The 17,428-nt window shown below is 59.7% G+C and carries 16 protein-coding genes; 11 read left to right on the top strand and 5 right to left on the bottom strand.

The annotated features are described in order from the left end of the window. The first annotated feature begins 246 nt into the window (after window positions 1–246). The gene (locus BT119_RS04235; protein WP_072364868.1) at window positions 247–1,656 is read left to right on the top strand and encodes an amino acid permease; all 1,410 of its coding nucleotides are present in this window, start codon (window positions 247–249) and stop codon (window positions 1,654–1,656) included. 31 nt (window positions 1,657–1,687) lie between these two features. Then, window positions 1,688–2,101: an alternative ribosome rescue aminoacyl-tRNA hydrolase ArfB gene (arfB, locus tag BT119_RS04240; protein WP_003314723.1), complete on the top strand. Its 414-nt coding sequence runs from the start codon at window positions 1,688–1,690 to the stop codon at window positions 2,099–2,101. Between the two features lie 379 nt (window positions 2,102–2,480). Here arfB and BT119_RS04245 read toward each other — a convergent pair whose 3' ends face one another. The 4 genes from BT119_RS04245 to phhA form a co-directional block, all read right to left on the bottom strand. Further along, window positions 2,481–3,683: an MFS transporter gene (locus BT119_RS04245; RefSeq protein WP_003434534.1), complete on the bottom strand. Its 1,203-nt coding sequence runs from the start codon at window positions 3,681–3,683 to the stop codon at window positions 2,481–2,483. A gap of 137 nt (window positions 3,684–3,820) precedes the next feature. Then, window positions 3,821–4,000 carry a hypothetical protein gene (locus tag BT119_RS04250; protein WP_003369861.1) on the bottom strand — a complete coding sequence of 60 codons (180 nt, stop codon included), beginning with the start codon at window positions 3,998–4,000 and terminating at the stop codon, window positions 3,821–3,823. Between the two features lie 453 nt (window positions 4,001–4,453). Then, entirely contained in the window at window positions 4,454–4,810 is a 357-nt protein-coding gene (locus tag BT119_RS04255) for a 4a-hydroxytetrahydrobiopterin dehydratase (protein ID WP_003369864.1), read from the bottom strand. Window positions 4,811–4,845: 35 nt separating this feature from the next. Then, window positions 4,846–5,643 (bottom strand): phenylalanine 4-monooxygenase, encoded by a 798-nt coding sequence (gene phhA, locus BT119_RS04260; RefSeq protein WP_003369866.1) that lies wholly within the window; start codon window positions 5,641–5,643, stop codon window positions 4,846–4,848. A gap of 265 nt (window positions 5,644–5,908) precedes the next feature. Here phhA and BT119_RS04265 point away from each other — a divergent pair, with 265 nt between their 5' ends. After that, window positions 5,909–7,486 (top strand): sigma-54-dependent transcriptional regulator, encoded by a 1,578-nt coding sequence (locus BT119_RS04265; protein ID WP_072364870.1) that lies wholly within the window; start codon window positions 5,909–5,911, stop codon window positions 7,484–7,486. 97 nt (window positions 7,487–7,583) lie between these two features. On the opposite strand, the gene BT119_RS04270 is transcribed toward BT119_RS04265, so the two are convergent. After that, entirely contained in the window at window positions 7,584–7,850 is a 267-nt protein-coding gene (locus BT119_RS04270; RefSeq protein WP_072364872.1) for a DUF2790 domain-containing protein, read from the bottom strand. Window positions 7,851–8,192: 342 nt separating this feature from the next. On the opposite strand from BT119_RS04270, the gene acs reads away from it, so the two are divergent. The 8 genes from acs (at window position 8,193) to BT119_RS04315 (ending at window position 17,408) form a co-directional block, all read left to right on the top strand. After that, on the top strand, window positions 8,193–10,148 hold the full coding sequence (gene acs / locus BT119_RS04275) for an acetate--CoA ligase (protein ID WP_003434545.1): 1,956 nt from the start codon (window positions 8,193–8,195) through the stop codon (window positions 10,146–10,148). Between the two features lie 531 nt (window positions 10,149–10,679). Then, window positions 10,680–11,456, top strand: a complete 777-nt coding sequence (locus BT119_RS04280; protein WP_003434548.1) for an ABC transporter substrate-binding protein — start codon at window positions 10,680–10,682, stop codon at window positions 11,454–11,456. Between the two features lie 84 nt (window positions 11,457–11,540). Beyond that, window positions 11,541–12,230 carry an ABC transporter permease gene (locus BT119_RS04285; protein WP_003369874.1) on the top strand — a complete coding sequence of 230 codons (690 nt, stop codon included), beginning with the start codon at window positions 11,541–11,543 and terminating at the stop codon, window positions 12,228–12,230. Next, entirely contained in the window at window positions 12,227–12,925 is a 699-nt protein-coding gene (locus BT119_RS04290) for an ABC transporter permease (RefSeq protein ID WP_003314733.1), read from the top strand. The genes BT119_RS04285 and BT119_RS04290 overlap by 4 nt, the downstream gene beginning before the upstream one ends. A 1-nt stretch (window position 12,926) precedes the next feature. Further along, a complete protein-coding gene (locus BT119_RS04295; RefSeq protein WP_003434558.1) occupies window positions 12,927–14,039 on the top strand; it encodes a succinylglutamate desuccinylase/aspartoacylase family protein in 1,113 nt (370 codons plus the stop codon). 22 nt (window positions 14,040–14,061) lie between these two features. After that, window positions 14,062–14,826: an ABC transporter ATP-binding protein gene (locus BT119_RS04300; RefSeq protein WP_003434561.1), complete on the top strand. Its 765-nt coding sequence runs from the start codon at window positions 14,062–14,064 to the stop codon at window positions 14,824–14,826. Between the two features lie 135 nt (window positions 14,827–14,961). Beyond that, window positions 14,962–15,954, top strand: coding sequence for a transcriptional regulator ArgR (gene argR / locus BT119_RS04305; protein WP_003434564.1), 993 nt, complete (start codon window positions 14,962–14,964; stop codon window positions 15,952–15,954). A 236-nt stretch (window positions 15,955–16,190) separates the two neighbouring features. Further along, window positions 16,191–17,408 carry an aspartate aminotransferase family protein gene (locus BT119_RS04315; RefSeq protein ID WP_004416903.1) on the top strand — a complete coding sequence of 406 codons (1,218 nt, stop codon included), beginning with the start codon at window positions 16,191–16,193 and terminating at the stop codon, window positions 17,406–17,408. Window positions 17,409–17,428 lie beyond the last annotated feature (20 nt).

Here is a 17,428-nt window from a genome sequence, read left to right on the forward strand (position 1 = left end):
GCCAGTCCACAGGGCTGGCGTTGTCGTTTTCGGCGCTCTGAAAAGCGCTGTCACACTGCGGTCACGCATCGACCTTCCGGTTTTGAACCTCAGCCGGAATGCCCGTGTACAATGCTGCGCTTTTTTCTGTGAAACAGTGCTGTTCAACGCTCCGGGCCATCCGCCTCGAACGCTGCAATTCTGTTGCGTCACAAGCGCAGCAGGTTCTATTTCGTCACAGCACAAGATCGATCAGGTGGCTATTGAATGAGTGAAACAACCTCACCCTCGGGCGAACTGAAACGCGGCCTGAAGAATCGACACATCCAGTTGATCGCCTTGGGCGGTGCCATCGGGACGGGCCTGTTTCTCGGCTCGGCGGGCGTGCTGAAATCAGCCGGGCCGTCGATGATTCTCGGTTATGCCATCTGCGGCTTCATCGCCTTCATGATCATGCGCCAGCTGGGCGAGATGATCGTCGAAGAGCCGGTCGCCGGGTCGTTCAGCCACTTCGCACACAACTACTGGGGCGGTTTCGCCGGGTTCCTGTCAGGCTGGAATTGCTGGCTGCTGTACATTTTGGTCGGCATGTCCGAGTTGACCGCCGTCGGCAAATACATCCATTACTGGTTGCCGGACATCCCGGGCTGGGTATCCGCAGCGGCCTTCTTCGTGCTGATCAATGCCATCAACCTGACCAACGTCAAGGTGTTCGGCGAGACCGAGTTCTGGTTCGCGATCATCAAGGTGGTGGCGATCATCGGCATGATCGCGCTGGGCAGTTACATGCTGGTCAGTGGCAGCGGTGGCCAGCAGGCCTCGGTGACTAACCTCTGGGAGCATGGCGGGTTTTTCCCTAACGGCGTCGGCGGCTTGGTGATGGCGCTGGCAATCATCATGTTCTCCTTCGGCGGGCTGGAGATGCTCGGTTTCACCGCTGCCGAAGCCGAACAGCCGAAGACCGTGATCCCCAAGGCAATCAACCAGGTCATCTACCGCATCCTGATTTTCTACATCGGCGCGCTGGTGGTGCTGTTGTCGCTGACGCCCTGGGACAGCCTGCTGGCCAGTCTCAATGCGTCTGGCGATTCCTACAGCGGCAGCCCGTTCGTGCAGGTGTTCTCGATGCTGGGCAGTGACACGGCGGCGCATATTCTTAACTTCGTGGTGCTCACAGCGGCACTGTCTGTGTACAACAGCGGCACCTACTGCAACAGCCGCATGCTGGTGGGCATGGCCGAGCAGGGCGATGCACCCAGGGCGTTGGCCCAGGTCGACAGGCGCGGGGTGCCGGTCAAGGCGATTTTCGCCTCTGCCGCGGTGACACTGGTTGCGGTGCTGCTCAACTATTTCGTGCCGCAGCAGGCGCTGGAACTGTTGATGTCGCTGGTGGTGGCCACGCTGGTGATCAACTGGGCGATGATCAGCTACTCGCACCTGAAATTCCGCCAGCACATGAATCGGACCGCGCAAGTGCCGCTGTTCAAGGCGCTGTGGTATCCCTATGGCAACTATGTGTGCCTGGCGTTTGTGGTGTTTATCCTCGGCATCATGCTGATGATCCCCGGCATCCGCATATCGGTGTACGCGATACCGGTCTGGCTGGCGGTGATGTGGGTCTGTTACCGGGCCAAAAACAGGCGTAGCGTTATCGTGCCTGCCCAGTCCGGCAAGTAGCCTTGCCCGTTGCCGAGAAGAAGATAACCCGATGCTGGTGATTTCCAACAACGTCCATCTGCCCGACGCCGAGATCGAATTGACTGCTATCCGTGCCCAGGGCGCAGGAGGGCAGAACGTCAACAAGGTCTCCAGCGCCGTGCATTTGCGTTTCGACATCAATGCCTCGTCGCTGCCGCCGTTCTACAAGGAACGGCTGTTGGCGTTGAGTGACAGCCGGATTACCAGCGACGGTGTGATCGTGCTCAAGGCCCAGCAGTATCGAACCCAGGAGCAGAACCGTGCCGATGCGTTGCTGCGTTTGAGTGAGCTGATCGTCAACGCGGCCAAGGTCGAAAAGAAGCGTCGCCCGACCCGCCCGACTCTCGGCTCCAAGACCCGACGCCTGGAGTCCAAGAGCAAACGCGGCTCGATCAAGGCCGGACGCGGGAAAGTGGATTTCTGAAGTGTTTTTCAGTCTCGTGCCACACCGGAGCGCTTAGCGCTATACATAAGTCCGCTCTTGATTCTGGCCGCAGGCCGTGCGGACTTGTTCGCGAAAGGGCCCGTGCCGTCGCAGAAAATTTAGCGTTCAAAACAATGTCTTCGCGAACAAGTTCGCTCCCACAAGAGCCCTCCCACCCACGTTAGAACCTAGGAGCGAACCGGCGCCCACGCTCGAACGTAGGAGCGAACTTTGTTCGCGAAAGGGCCCGTACCGTCGCAGAGAATTTAGCGTTCAAAACAACGCCTTCGCGAACAAGTTCGCTCCCACGCCCTGCGGGCAGAAGCCTGAAAATTCCGCTTTCCGGGCTATTCAGGACCTGTATAGCTATGAGCACCGATCATCGCTGGCGCAACGCCTGCGCCTGCTTGTACAGATAAACGCTCAACGCCAGCCCGGTAAGTGACGCCAGTGCCGCGAACAGGAAGATCGAGACGAAGCCGAAGCCGGCAGCAATCGCGCCTGCCAGTGGCCCGGTGATGCCCAGCGACAGGTCGATGAACAGCGAATAAGCGCCTACTGCTGCGCCTCGGCTTGACGCCGGGACCAGATTGACCGCTTCCACACCCAGCGCCGGGAACACCAGCGAGAACCCGAAACCGGTCAGCGCCGCGCCAGCCAGTGCCAGGTTTGGAGTGGGTGCCAGCCACAGCAGCAACAGGCCCAGGCTTTCCACCGACAGACAGACAATCGCCACTCGAAAGCCGCCCAGGCGATTGATCAGGTTGCCGAACAGCAGGCGCGCGGCGATGAAGCTGCCGCCAAACAGCGTCAGGCACAGCGCGGCATTCGGCCAGTGGTTGCTGGCGTAATACAGGGTGATGAACGTCGCGATAGTGCCGAAACCGATACCGCCCAGCGCGAGGCCCATGCCATGCGGAAACACTCGCCCCAGCACATGCATGAACGGCAGTCGCTCACCCTGCACAATCGGCGCGGGCTCTTTGTGCCACGTCAGGTAAAGCCCCAGCGCGCACAGCAGCATGATGCTCACGCCCACTGTCCACAGGCCGAGTTCGTCAACCATCCACACACCTAATGGCGCACCAATGGCCAGCGCGCCGTAGCTGGCGATACCGTTCCAGGAAATGACCTTGGCGGTGTTCTGCGCGCCGACCCGGCCTATGCCCCAGCCAATCGAACCCGAACCGACCAGGCTTTCCGCGGCACCGAGGATCACCCGGCCAATCAGCAGAATCACCAGGCTCGCCATCGGCCAACTGTCCAGCCATACCGGCACCAGCATGAACACACCGCTCAGCCCGCAGCCGGTCAGCCCGATCTGCACGGCCTTCTTGCTGCCCAGATTGTCGATGATGCGACTGGCCCAGGGCCGACTGATCAGCGTGGCCAGGTATTGCACGCTGATGACCAGTCCTGCGATGACTGCACCGAAGCCCAGATCACTGTGGACGTAGCCGGGCAGAACGGCGAGGGGAATGCCGATGTTCAGGTAGCCGATGAAGGTGAACATCACAATGGAAACGACGGTCAGGGTAACGGCCATCGGGGTTTGCGGTGTGTTTTTCGGTGTCTCGGACATGGGGCGGGCTTTCATTCTGTGCGGGCATGGCGTTCGAGCGGGCAGGGAAAAACCCTTAGCAAGCTCTCGAAGTGCTCATCATACCGATGCATCGGGTGATGCAGGTGCAACAGATTGAAATAAACGTGAATGGAAGGTTATTCGTGCCTGGGTGCCACAAGGTGTGTGGTCACGAGGGCGGCCAGGGCGTTTTCCTGAGTACCGAAGCGGGCGAGCAGGGCGCTCTGTTTTTCCGGGCTGAGGCGTGACCAGATCTCGATCATTTTCTCGGCGGTGCCAATCAGGGCGCTGGCTTGCGTTTCAGTGAAGTCGCTCATAAAAATCTGCTGTTTGCCTGTTGCTGGTTTTCCAGGCGTATTGAAAACCGGCAAAACCGTTTTTCGATACGCCTGAAAACAATCGCCTTCAGTCTTTGCGTCCGGCTTTCTGGCTGTCTTGAGCCGAGGGTGCTGCTTTCATTGCGACAGGTTGACCAAGCTCTTGCTGAGCCAGAGTCGACTGTTGTGGTTCCTGTTGGCCTGGTGGGAAGTTAGGGATTTCATGCATCGTCGTCGCTCCTCGCAAGGGGTTGCAGATAGAACCGTGCTTTAAAAAGCCTGCGCAGGATAACCCACCGAAAATGACAATCAGGATATTTTTTTACCCCGATTGCCCTGATCGTGAAACAAAATGGCTTTTTTACTGTCCGGCTTTTTATCTCGCGAGGCGCTGACGAGCTTGATTTCATTGGGCCAGACCGCGTGAGCAGGGGCCGCGGCCCGTTGAACATTTTATTTTCGGCCTTCTGCATCCTTGGCCACTTCGTCAGTGCGCGCGGCCATGATGAAATCGTTGCGGTGCAGGCCCTTGATCGAGTGGCTCCACCAGGTCACGGTCACTTTGCCCCACTCGGTCAACAGGCCCGGGTGATGGCCTTCCGCTTCGGCAATTTCGCCCACTGCGTTGGTGAACGCCAGCGCCCATTTGAAGTTCTTGAACAGAAACACTTTTTCCAGCTGCATCACCGCGTCGCGGACCTCGATGTTCCAGTCCGGGATCTGCTTGAGCAGTTCCGGCAATTCGGCTTCGCTGACCTGCGGCGCGTCGGCACGGCAGGCTTCACAGTGAGCTTGATTCAAGGTGGTCATAAGCAGAGGGTCCTTTTCGGATAGCGGGCCGAGGGTCAGGCGGCGTGGCTTTTGGTTTTAGGTGGAAATTTGGGAGCGTGCAAGCCCAACTGCATGCCTTGCCCGACCAGCGCCATGATGTCTTGCTGCGCCAGATCGAACAGACGCTTCAAATCCGGCAGGACAAAGTACAGCGGTTGCAGAATGTCGATGCGATACGGTGTGCGCATCGCTTCAAGCGGATCGAAAGGCTGGTGTTCGGGGGCTGACGACAAGCTGTAAACCGCCTCCTTTGGCGAAGAAAGAATACCGCCGCCGTAGATTTTCCGTCCTTGTGGTGTGTCGACCAGGCCGAACTCGATGGTCATCCAGTACAGCCGGGCCAGGTACACGCGTTGTTCCTTGCTCGCGCTCAGGCCGAGTTTGCCGTAGGTGTGGGTGAATTCGGCAAACCATGGATTGGTCAGCAGCGGGCAGTGGCCAAATATTTCATGAAAGATGTCCGGTTCCTGCAGGTAGTCCAGTTCTTCTGCGGTACGAATGAACGTTGCCACCGGAAAACGCTTGCTGGCCAGCAGCTCAAAGAACGTCTGGAAGGGGATCAGCGCGGGCACTCGCTCGACCTGCCAGCCAGTGGTCGCGCCCAGAACCTTGTTGATTTCGCCTAGCTGAGGAATGCGATCGAGCGGCAGGCCCAGTTGTTCGATGCCGTCCAGATACTCCTGACAGGCACGCCCTTCGATAATGGTCATCTGCCGGGTGATCAGGGTGTTCCATACCGCATGTTCGTCCGCCGTGTAATCGATGAAACCCGAAGCGTCCGGCTCGCGTGCCACGTAAAGCGTCTGGGCCATGCTGATGTCCTCGAAAGGCTGCTGTTTTTAAAGTGTTCTTGTCAAAGCCTGTGGTCAGGAATAACCCGGTTTCGAAGGCACGTCAGCGGCTGTGAGCGGGGTGGCGCGAGGATTTGATCACTGGTCCGTAACGAAAAGTTTACGATTACGATAGGCGGGGCCTGAAATCAGCCATTCTGTCGCTCGCGAAGTGTGAATGCGTAACGTATTGTTGACATTAATTTTGCTGCCTCACAAAAAACTACCCTCACAGGGGCGATGACTTATGCGCATCAAGGTGCACTGCCAGAACCGCATCGGCATTCTTCGCGACATTCTCGATCTGCTGGTGGCTTACGGCGTCAACGTGGCACGCGGTGAAGTGGGGGGCGAGCACGGTGATGCGATCTATCTGCATTGCCCGAACCTGATCAACCTGCAGTTCCAGGCCTTGCGCCCGAAGTTCGAGGCGATCACCGGGGTGTTCGGCGTCAAGCGTGTCGGGTTGATGCCCAGCGAGCGCCGGCACATGGAGCTCAATGCCTTGCTCGGCGCGCTGGAATTCCCGGTGTTGTCCATCGACATGGGCGGGGCCATCGTTGCGGCCAATCGTGCCGCCGCGCAGTTGCTTGGTGTGCGGGTCGATGAAGTGCCGGGCATGCCCTTGTCGCGTTACGCCGAAGATTTCGACCTGCCTGAGCTGGTGCGCGCCAGCCAGTCGCGGATCAATGGCCTGCGGGTCAAGGTATGCGGCGACGTGTTTCTTGCCGACATCGCGCCTCTGCAATCGGAACATGACGACAGCGAGGCGATGGCCGGGGCCGTGCTGACGCTGCACCGCGCTGATCGGGTCGGTGAGCGCATTTACCATGTGCGCAAGCAAGAGCTGCGTGGCTTCGACAGCATTTTTCAAAGCTCGAAGGTCATGGCTGCTGTGGTTCGCGAGGCGCGGCGCATGGCTCCCCTGGATGCGCCGCTGCTGATCGAGGGGGAAACCGGTACCGGCAAGGAATTGCTGGCCCGCGCCTGTCACCTGGCCAGCCCACGCGGCCAGTCACCGCTGATGGCGCTCAACTGCGCCGGGTTGTCGGAGTCCATGGCCGAGATCGAGCTGTTCGGCTATGACCCCGGCGCGTTCGGAGGCGCGCGTGCGGAAGGGCGGCTGGGGCTGTTGGAACTGACCGCGGGCGGCACGCTGTTTCTTGATGGCGTGGGTGAGCTGAGCGCGCGCATGCAGGCCAAGCTGCTGCGCTTCATTCAGGACGGAAGCTTTCGCCGGGTCGGCAGTGACGAGGACATGTTTCTCGATGTACGGGTGATGTGTTCGACCCAGGTCGATCTGTCGGAGCTGTGCGCCAAGGGCATGTTCAGGCAGGACCTTTATCATCGCCTTAACGTGCTGTCGCTGCATATACCGCCACTGCGCGACTGTCTGGACGGTCTTGAGCCACTGGTGGAGCATTTTCTCGATCAGGCCAGCCGGCAGATCGGCTGTTCGCTGCCCGGCATATCACCTGCGGCCATCAAGCGTCTGAGTCAGTACCACTGGCCCGGCAATGTGCGGCAACTGGAAAACGTATTGTTTCAGGCCGTATCGCTGTGTGACGGCGGCAAGGTGCAGGCCGAACACATTCGTTTGCCGGATTACGGCGTGCGACAGGGATTGAGTGAGGTGTCGCTGGAGGGCGGGCTGGGCGCAATTATCGGGCGCTTTGAAAAGTCGGTGCTGGAACAACTGTATGCGCAATATCCCAGCAGTCGCCAATTAGGCAAACGCTTGGGGGTGTCTCATACAACGATTGCCAACAAGTTGCGCGACTATGAAGTGGGGCGCGAATCAGATCCGCATTCAGTCGATAAATAAATCGCTGATTGATGACTCTGCAACTTAACGTCGTGCATGCGCCTCACACCTTATAGAGCGGCGAGGCGTCGTGCACAGGCTGTGACAGCGAAAAGCCTCAACCGTTGCTGCAGCCGTTGCCCATCACCTGATAGCTCATAATGTGGCGTGCGCCTTGCGAGTCCTCATACACCATGCGTGCCGGGACCACTTCGCAGACATTGGGGACCTGGCTGATGGAGATAACCCGGGCGATATCCAGATGCGTGCCGTAGGTATATTGCTCGACACGCGCCTGTTGCGCCGCCACTTTGGTCTGCGATTCTTCGGCCATGGCGAAACTGCTGATGCCGCACAGGGCCAGGGCCACTAATAAAGCTTTCATTGTCGTTTACCTTTTTGAAAGTGAGCGCCGTCGCATCACGTTTTTGACGTCATGGGCTCAGGCGGTCTGATGCGTTTTTCGAGTTGGAACAACACTGCGTGGGGGCAGTTGATGTTTGCCTTATTGGCGGATCGAATTCTATGCCTGTTGCAACAGCGCATATATAAAGACTTTGGATAAGCGCTTTTATCAAAATGGTAATAATCTGACGTACTGCTTCACGCGTGCGGCTTGTCGTCATGGCCCCGGTCCCGCCGGTAAGACCAACGTCGAATGGCCCCTGCGGGTGGGGCGGGATACAACAGGGGCATAAAACAACAACTATCCACCGAGGTAACCAAGATGAGTGCAGCTTCCCTGTACCCCGTCCGCCCAGAAGTCGCAGCGACTACGCTGACGGATGAAGCGACCTACAAGGCCATGTACCAGCAGTCGGTGGTCAACCCTGATGGTTTCTGGCGTGAACAGGCTCAGCGCCTCGACTGGATCAAACCTTTCACCGTGGTCAAGCAGACCTCGTTCGATGATCACCGTGTCGATATCAAATGGTTCGCCGATGGCACGCTGAACGTCGCCTATAACTGTCTGGATCGCCATCTGGAAGAGCGCGGCGACAGCATCGCCATCATCTGGGAGGGCGACGACCCTTCCGAGCACCGGGAAATCACCTACCGCGAACTGCACGCCGAAGTGTGCAAGTTCGCCAACGCGCTGCGTGGCCAGGACGTGCACCGTGGTGACGTCGTGACGATCTACATGCCGATGATCCCCGAGGCTGTGGTCGCCATGCTGGCGTGCGCCCGGATCGGTGCGATTCACTCGGTGGTGTTCGGCGGTTTCTCGCCCGAAGCGCTGGCTGGCCGGATCATCGATTGCAGTTCCAAAGTGGTTATCACCGCCGACGAAGGCCTGCGTGGCGGCAAGAAGACTGCGCTCAAGGCCAACGTCGACCGCGCCCTGACCAACCCGGAAACCAGCAGCGTGCAGAAGGTTATCGTCTGCAAGCGCACCGGGGGCGAGATCGAATGGAACCGTCACCGTGATATCTGGTACCACTCGCTTCTGGAAGTGGCGTCCAGCACCTGCGCGCCGAAAGAGATGGGCGCCGAAGAGTCGCTGTTCATTCTCTACACCTCGGGCTCGACCGGCAAACCCAAGGGCGTGTTGCACACCACCGCAGGTTATCTGCTGTATGCGGCGCTGACCCACGAGCGGGTGTTCGACTACAAGCCTGGCGAAATCTACTGGTGCACCGCTGACGTCGGCTGGGTGACCGGGCACAGTTATATTGTCTACGGCCCTCTGGCCAATGGTGCGACCACGTTGCTGTTCGAGGGCGTGCCGAACTATCCGGACATCACCCGTGTGTCGAAAATCATCGACAAGCACAAGGTCAATATCCTCTACACCGCGCCGACCGCGATTCGCGCCATGATGGCTGAAGGCACCAAGTCCGTTGAAGGCGCCGACGGTTCCAGCCTGCGCCTGCTGGGTTCGGTGGGCGAGCCGATCAACCCGGAAGCCTGGGCCTGGTACTACAACACGGTCGGCAAGCAGAACTGCCCGATTGTCGATACCTGGTGGCAGACCGAAACCGGCGGCATCCTGATCAGCCCGTTGCCAGGCGCGACCGCCCTGAAGCCGGGCTCGGCGACACGTCCGTTCTTTGGCGTGATCCCGGCGCTGGTGGACAACCTGGGCAACCTAATCGAGGGTGCTGCCGAGGGTAATCTGGTAATCCTCGATTCGTGGCCGGGCCAGTCGCGCTCGCTGTACGGCGATCACGACCGTTTCGTCGATACGTACTTCAAGACCTTCCGCGGCATGTACTTCACCGGTGACGGTGCCCGTCGTGACGAGGACGGTTATTTCTGGATCACCGGGCGTGTGGACGACGTGCTCAACGTTTCCGGGCACCGCATGGGTACCGCGGAAATCGAAAGCGCGATGGTTGCGCACCCGAAAGTCGCCGAGGCGGCCGTGGTCGGTGTGCCGCATGACCTGAAGGGGCAGGGCATCTACGTCTACGTCACCCTCAACGGCGGTGAAGAACCAAGCGACGCGTTGCGTACCGAATTGCGCAACTGGGTGCGCAAGGAGATCGGCCCGATTGCCTCGCCTGACTTCATTCAGTGGGCGCCCGGCCTGCCGAAGACCCGTTCGGGCAAAATCATGCGCCGTATCCTGCGCAAGATTGCGACTGCCGAGTACGATGCGCTGGGTGACATCTCCACCCTGGCTGACCCGGGCGTGGTGCAGCATCTGATCGACACGCACAAGACCATGAATGCTGCCTGAGCGATCCTGTGACTGAAGCGCCCCGTTCGGTGAGAGCCGAACGGGGCGCTTTTGTTTCAAGTGTCTGACTTGGAAAACGGGATATATATCGGGTTGTTACCGGTCTACACGATGTTGTCGAACGCTGCTTCGTTGTAGGACACGTCCGAGCTTTCTGTGTAGGAAGGTGCGACACCGCAGGGCTTTTAAACCCCCATGTGACACGCTGGGCTTGCCGGATTAAAAGGGTTTGCCAATAATGGGCGCGCTTTTTGCTGTTATGACAGGTTGAGTCTGTGTTGCTGGATCAGCAGATACAGGTCCCGTCAATACCGTGTAGTGGGTTTTCATGCGCTTCTGTAACTAGTTGTCGCATTGAAGAAATATCGACTTCGAGCCTGTCGTTAAAATGCCCCTCATTCGCCGAAGGGCTGTGAGCCGCCTGCGCGGTGTCACGTACCCGGCGTCGCTTTTCCCCGAGGTTGTCCTTTCGCACATTGGGCGCTTGCTCACTTTGCCACTTGTCGTGCTTTACCGATGGAGTCCCTGGAAATGAAAAAGCTCATGCTTATTGGCGCGATGGCGTTGTCCGTGCTCGCCCAGCCGATCTTTGCTGATGAAAAACCACTGAAAATCGGTATCGAAGCGGCTTACCCTCCGTTCGCGTCCAAGGCCCCGGACGGCAGCATCGTCGGCTTTGACTACGACATCGGCAATGCGCTGTGTGAAGAAATGAAGGTCAAGTGCACCTGGGTCGAGCAGGAGTTCGACGGCCTTATCCCGGCGCTGAAAGTGCGCAAGATCGATGCGATCCTGTCGTCGATGTCCATCACTGACGACCGCAAGAAGTCCGTGGACTTCACCGGCAAGTATTACAATTCCCCGGCGCGTCTGGTCATGAAGGACGGCACCACGGTCAGCGACAGCCTGGCAGAACTCAAGGGCAAGAAGATCGGCGTGCAGCGTGGCTCGATCCACGAGCGGTTCGCCCGCGAAGTGCTCGCTCCCAAAGGTGTCGAAGTGACGCCGTACGGTTCGCAGAACGAAATCTACCTGGACATCGGTGCAGGCCGCCTCGACGGTACTGTCGCCGACGCCACGCTGTTGCAGGATGGCTTCCTGAAAACCGACGCTGGCAAAGGCTATGCGTTCGTAGGCCCGTCGTTCGTCGATCCGAAATACTTCGGTGACGGCATCGGCATTGCCGTGCGCAAGGGCGACAAGGCCAACCTTGACCGTCTCAACGCCGCCATCGCCGCAATTCGTGCCAACGGCAAGTACAAGGCCATCCAGGACAAGTATTTCGATTTCGACATCTACGGCAAATAAGTCGTCGTCCTTACCCTGACCAATGGCGCAAACAGAATTGCCTGGATTGCGCCATTTTTATTCCACGCTTGAGGACCGCACATCATGTTGAAAGGTTACGGAGCTGTCATCCTCGAAGGTGCCTGGCTGACGTTGCAGCTGGCCCTGTCGTCGATGGCTCTGGCGATCGTTCTCGGTCTGATCGGCGTGGCGCTGAGGCTGTCTCCGGTACGCTGGATTGCCTGGCTGGGCGATCTGTACAGCACGGTGATTCGTGGCATTCCCGATCTGGTCCTGATTCTGCTGATCTTCTACGGCGGCCAGGACCTGCTCAACCGCGTTGCCCCCTTGCTGGGGTTTGACGACTACATCGACCTTGATCCGTTGATGGCCGGCATCTGCACGCTGGGCTTCATCTTCGGCGCGTATCTCTCGGAAACCTTTCGCGGCGCATTCATGGCCATCCCCAAGGGGCAGGCCGAGGCAGGCATGGCGTATGGCCTGAGCAGTGGCAAGGTGTTCTTCCGCATTCTGGTGCCGCAGATGATTCGTCTGGCGATTCCCGGCTTCACCAACAACTGGCTGGTGCTGACCAAGGCCACCGCGCTGATTTCCGTGGTCGGTCTGCAGGACATGATGTTCAAGGCCAAACAGGCGGCCGATGCCACCCGCGAGCCTTTCACCTTCTTTCTGGCGGTTGCGGCGATGTACCTGGTGATCACCAGTGTGTCGCTGCTCGCCTTGCGTTACCTCGAAAAACGCTACTCGGTAGGCGTGAGGGCGGCTGACCTATGATCTTTGACTACAACGTGATCTGGGACAGTCTGCCGCTGTACTTCGGCGGCCTGCTGACCACCCTCAAGCTGTTGGCGATTTCGCTCGCGTTCGGGCTGCTGGCGGCATTGCCGCTGGGCCTGATGCGGGTCTCGAAAAACCCCTGGGTGAACATGCCTGCCTGGCTGTACACCTACGTGATTCGCGGCACGCCGATGCTGGTGCAACTGTTCCTGATCTACTACGGGCTGGCCCAGTTCGACGCGGTGCGCGAAAGCTTTTTGTGGCCCTGGCTGTCCAGCGCTACCTTTTGTGCCTGCCTGGCGTTCACCATCAATACCAGCGCCTACACGGCGGAGATCATCGCCGGCAGCCTCAAGGCCACACCGGCCGGTGAAATCGAGGCCGCGCGGGCCATGGGCATGTCGAAAGCCAAGATGTACCGGCGCATTCTGCTGCCCTCGGCCTTGCGCCGGGCGCTGCCGCAGTACAGCAACGAGGTCATCATGATGCTGCAGACTACCAGTCTGGCGTCCATCGTGACCCTGATCGACATCACCGGCGCGGCGCGTACGGTCAATGCGCAGTTCTACCTGCCTTTCGAGGCTTATATCACCGCAGGCGTTTTCTATCTGGGCCTGACATTCATTCTGGTGCGGCTGTTCAAGATCGCCGAACGTCGCTGGCTGGGCTACCTCGCCCCACGGAAGGTCTGAAATGCAAAGAACCGATCATGTATTGCCGTGGAGTACCCTCGGCACCGAACGCACGCTGAGTGTCTTTCGCTTCGGCACCGGTGAGCGCAAGGCCTACATTCAGGCCAGCCTGCATGCCGACGAACTGCCCGGCATGCGCACAGCCTGGGAGCTGAAAAAGCGTCTGACCGAACTTGAGCAGCAAGGCCTTCTCAAAGGTGTCGTCGAACTGGTGCCGGTGGCCAATCCACTGGGCCTGGGGCAGTTGCTGCAAGGCGCGCATCAGGGCCGTTTCGAGTTCGGCAGTGGCAAGAACTTCAACCGTGACTTCACCGAGCTGAGCGAACCGGTCGCCGAGTTGCTGGAAGGACAGTTGGGCGATGACCCGCGTGCCAACACCCGGCTGATTCGTCAGGCAATGAGCGCTGCGCTCGAGGCTCTGCCTGCGCCGCAGAGCGAACTGCAAGGCATGCAACGCATCCTGCTCAGTCATGCCTGTGTCGCTGATGTGGTGCTCGATCTGCACTGTGATGCCGATGCCGCGCTGCACATGTACGCCTTGCCGCAGCACTGGCCACAATGGCGTTCGCTGTCGGCGCATCTGAATATCCAGGTGGCGCTGCTTGCCGAAGATTCCGGTGGCAGCTCCTTCGATGAGGCCTGCTCGCTGCCGTGGCTGCGTCTTTCGCGGATTTTCCCGCAGGCGCAGATCCCGCTGGCCTGCCTCGCGACCACTCTTGAGCTGGGCGGTCAGGCCGACACCGGCAAGCCGCAGGCACTCGCGCACGCCGAGGGTATTCTGGCGTTCCTCGCCGAACAGGGTTTTATCAGCGGCGACTGGCCGCAGCCGACGCACGAAGCCTGCGAGGGCTTGCCGTTCGAAGGCACCGAATTGCTCTATGCGCCGCACCCTGGCGTGGTGACGTACCTGCGCGCTGCAGGCGACAGGGTCGAGGTGGGCGATCCGCTGTTCGAAGTGATCGACCCACTGTCCGATCAGGTCAGTACCATTTGTGCGAATACTGCCGGGGTGTTGTTCGCCATCGAGCGGCTTCGTTACGCTCAACCCGGTTTCTGGCTGGCCAAGGTGGCGGGGCGCACGGCGCTGCGTCACGGACGTCTGCTCAGTGATTGACCGTTCTGTGGAAACCCAAAGCATGAACAAACTGGAAGTGCAGGATCTGCACAAGCGCTATGGCAGTCACGAAGTGATCAAGGGCGTGTCCCTGACCGCAAAAGCCGGCGATGTCATCAGCATCATTGGCTCCAGCGGCTCGGGCAAAAGCACCTTTCTGCGCTGCATCAACCTGCTCGAACAGCCCCATGCCGGCAAGATCCTGCTCAACAACGAAGAGTTGAAGCTGGTGCCGAACAAGGACGGCGGCCTGAAGGCTGCCGACGCCAAACAGTTGCAGCGCATGCGCTCGCGTCTGTCGATGGTGTTTCAGCACTTCAATCTGTGGTCGCACATGACTGCACTGCAGAACATCATCGAAGCGCCGGTCCATGTGTTGGGTGTGTCGAAAAAGGAAGCGCTGGAGAAGGCCGAGCACTATCTGGCCAAAGTCGGCGTGTCCCATCGCAAGGACGCTTACCCTGGGCACATGTCCGGCGGTGAGCAGCAGCGCGTGGCGATTGCCCGCGCACTGGCGATGGAGCCCGAGGTGATGCTGTTCGATGAGCCGACCTCGGCGCTGGACCCGGAACTGGTCGGTGACGTGCTCAAGGTCATGCAGGGCCTGGCTCAGGAAGGCCGCACCATGGTGGTGGTGACTCACGAAATGGGTTTTGCCCGTGAGGTCTCCAATCAGCTGGTTTTCCTGCATCAGGGCGTTGTTCTGGAGCGTGGCGATCCGCGCGAAGTGCTGGCCAATCCGCAGACCGAGCGTTTGCAGCAATTCCTGTCCGGCAGCCTGAAGTGACGATCGGCAGCGCATGACGATGCCTTTTTATGCCAGAACAGGGCATGCTGCGCGACGCGCGACACGACCTGGATGTTCCAGACCGAGCTATCTTTCCAGACTCGGCTTTTGCGGCGATACGTATCGGATGTCCCAATGACTGCCCATCGAATAGGTTTCCTCGTCTGGCCTGGCACCAAAGCCCTGACCCTGGCACTGGCCGAGGAAGCCTTGCGCGTTGCGCAGCGCGTTCATCCCGAAGTGGTCTATGAACTGTCGTTCCTGCAGGCCGAGGCCGCGGAGCCTTCGGCGGTTGCCGGCGCGTGGCAGTTGCCGGGTGAGCCCTGGGCGGGGCGGCTGGAAGGCTTTCAGAAGCTGTTTTTACTCGCTGACGAGCCTCCGGCAGGTGTGGCTCCGGCGCTGGGCAGCGCGCTCAAGCAGCTGGTGCGTGCCGGTTGTTCGATTGGCGGGCTGTCGGCGGGCGTCTATCCGCTTGCGCAACTGGGCCTGCTGGATGGCTACCGGGCCGCTGTGCACTGGCGCTGGCAGGACGACTTCGCCGAGCGCTTCCCCAAGGTCATCGCCACCAGCCATTTGTTCGATTGGGACCGGGATCGCCTGACTGCCTGTGGTGGCATGTCGGTGCTCGACCTGCTGCTGGCGGTGCTGTCCCGTGATCATGGGGCCGAGCTGGCCGGGGCGGTTTCCGAGGAGCTGGTGGTCGAGCGCATTCGCGAAGGCGGCGAGCGTCAGCGCATTCCGCTGCAGAACCGTCTGGGCTCCAGCCATCCCAAGCTGACCCAAGCGGTACTGTTGATGGAGGCCAACATCGAAGAGCCGTTGACCACCGACGAAATCGCCCAGCACGTGTGCGTGTCTCGTCGTCAATTGGAACGGATCTTCAAGCAGTACCTTAACCGTGTGCCCAGTCAGTATTATCTGGAGCTGCGCTTGAACAAGGCGCGCCAGATGCTGATGCAGACCAGCAAGTCGATCATTCAGATCGGCCTTTCGTGCGGTTTTTCCTCGGGGCCGCACTTCTCCAGCGCTTACCGCAATTTCTTCGGTGCCACGCCGCGTGAAGACCGCAATCAGCGACGCAGCAGCAGCCCGTTCGAACTTTCCCCTGTGCCTGCCGAACGCGGTTGATTGCCTTGTCGCGATAGAAGTGCTGCCGCGACAGCTCTGGTCCAGACAGGCCAGCCTCAATCCGTTTAAACTGCGCCTTTGTGACGCAAATTGTCGCATTGCCGAAAACCTTGAAAAAACCCGGTTTTGCGCTGTAACAAGTTGTCGCCTGGCGGCAAGGCCGAACACAATTCAGTCCTTACAATCTTTCCATCGCTCGCCAGTTTCAGGCAGGCGTTCCTCATCAGGAGACTCCGATGTCCGTTGAGCATGCTGCGGTGCAACGCGCCGATTTCGACCAGGTAATGGTCCCCAATTACGCCCCGGCCGGGTTCATCCCCGTGCGCGGTGCGGGCTCCCGGGTCTGGGATCAGGCGGGGCGCGAACTGGTGGATTTCTCGGGCGGGATCGCCGTCAACGTATTGGGCCACTGCCACCCGGCGCTGGTCGGTGCCTTGACCGAGCAGGCCAACAACCTCTGGCATGTGTCCAACGTCTTCACCAACGAGCCGACCCTGCGTCTGGCGAAAAAACTGGTGGATGCGACGTTCGCCGAGCGCGTGTTCTTCTGTAACTCCGGTGCTGAAGCCAACGAAGCCGCTTTCAAGCTGGCGCGTCGTGTGGCGCATGATCAGTACGGCCCGGAAAAGTACGAAATCATCGCGGCCCTGAACAGTTTTCATGGCCGTACCCTGTTCACTGTCAGCGTGGGTGGGCAGCCGAAGTACTCCGATGGTTTCGGGCCGAAGATCACCGGCATCAGCCATGTGCCGTACAACGACCTCGACGCACTGAAGGCTGCCGTTACCGACAAGACCTGTGCCGTGGTGCTGGAGCCGATCCAGGGCGAGGGCGGTGTGCTGCCGGGTCAGCTTGAGTACCTGCAAGGTGCGCGCAAGTTGTGTGACGAGCACAACGCGCTGCTGGTGTTCGATGAAGTGCAGAGCGGCATGGGCCGTAGCGGCCATCTGTTCGCCTACATGCATTACGGCGTGACCCCGGACATCCTTTCCAGCGCCAAGAGCATCGGCGGCGGTTTCCCGCTGGCGGCCATGCTCACCACTGAAAAGCTCGCCAAGCACTTTGCGGTCGGCGTCCATGGCACCACCTATGGCGGTAACCCGCTGGCTTGCGCGGTCGGTGAAGCGGTCATCGATGTCGTCAATACGCCTGAAGTGCTGGCTGGCGTGCAGCGCAAGCATCAACAGTTCAAGACCCGTCTGGAAAGCATCGGCCAGCAGTACGGCGTGTTCAGCGAAGTGCGCGGTCTGGGCTTGCTGATCGGTTGCGTGTTATCCGATGCCTGGAAAGGCAAGGCCAAGGACATCTTCAATGCGGCCGAGGCCCAGGACCTGATGATTCTGCAGGCCGGCCCTGACGTGATTCGTTTCGCGCCGAGCCTGGTGATTGAAGACGCAGACATCGAAGAGGGCCTGAACCGCTTCGAACGCGCCATCGCCAAACTGACATCCTGACTCGATTGCAACCTTGCGGT

It is taken from the genome of Pseudomonas sp. NFACC10-1 (assembly GCF_900119195.1).
In the GTDB taxonomy this organism is placed as follows: Bacteria; Pseudomonadota; Gammaproteobacteria; order Pseudomonadales; family Pseudomonadaceae; genus Aquipseudomonas; species Aquipseudomonas cerasi.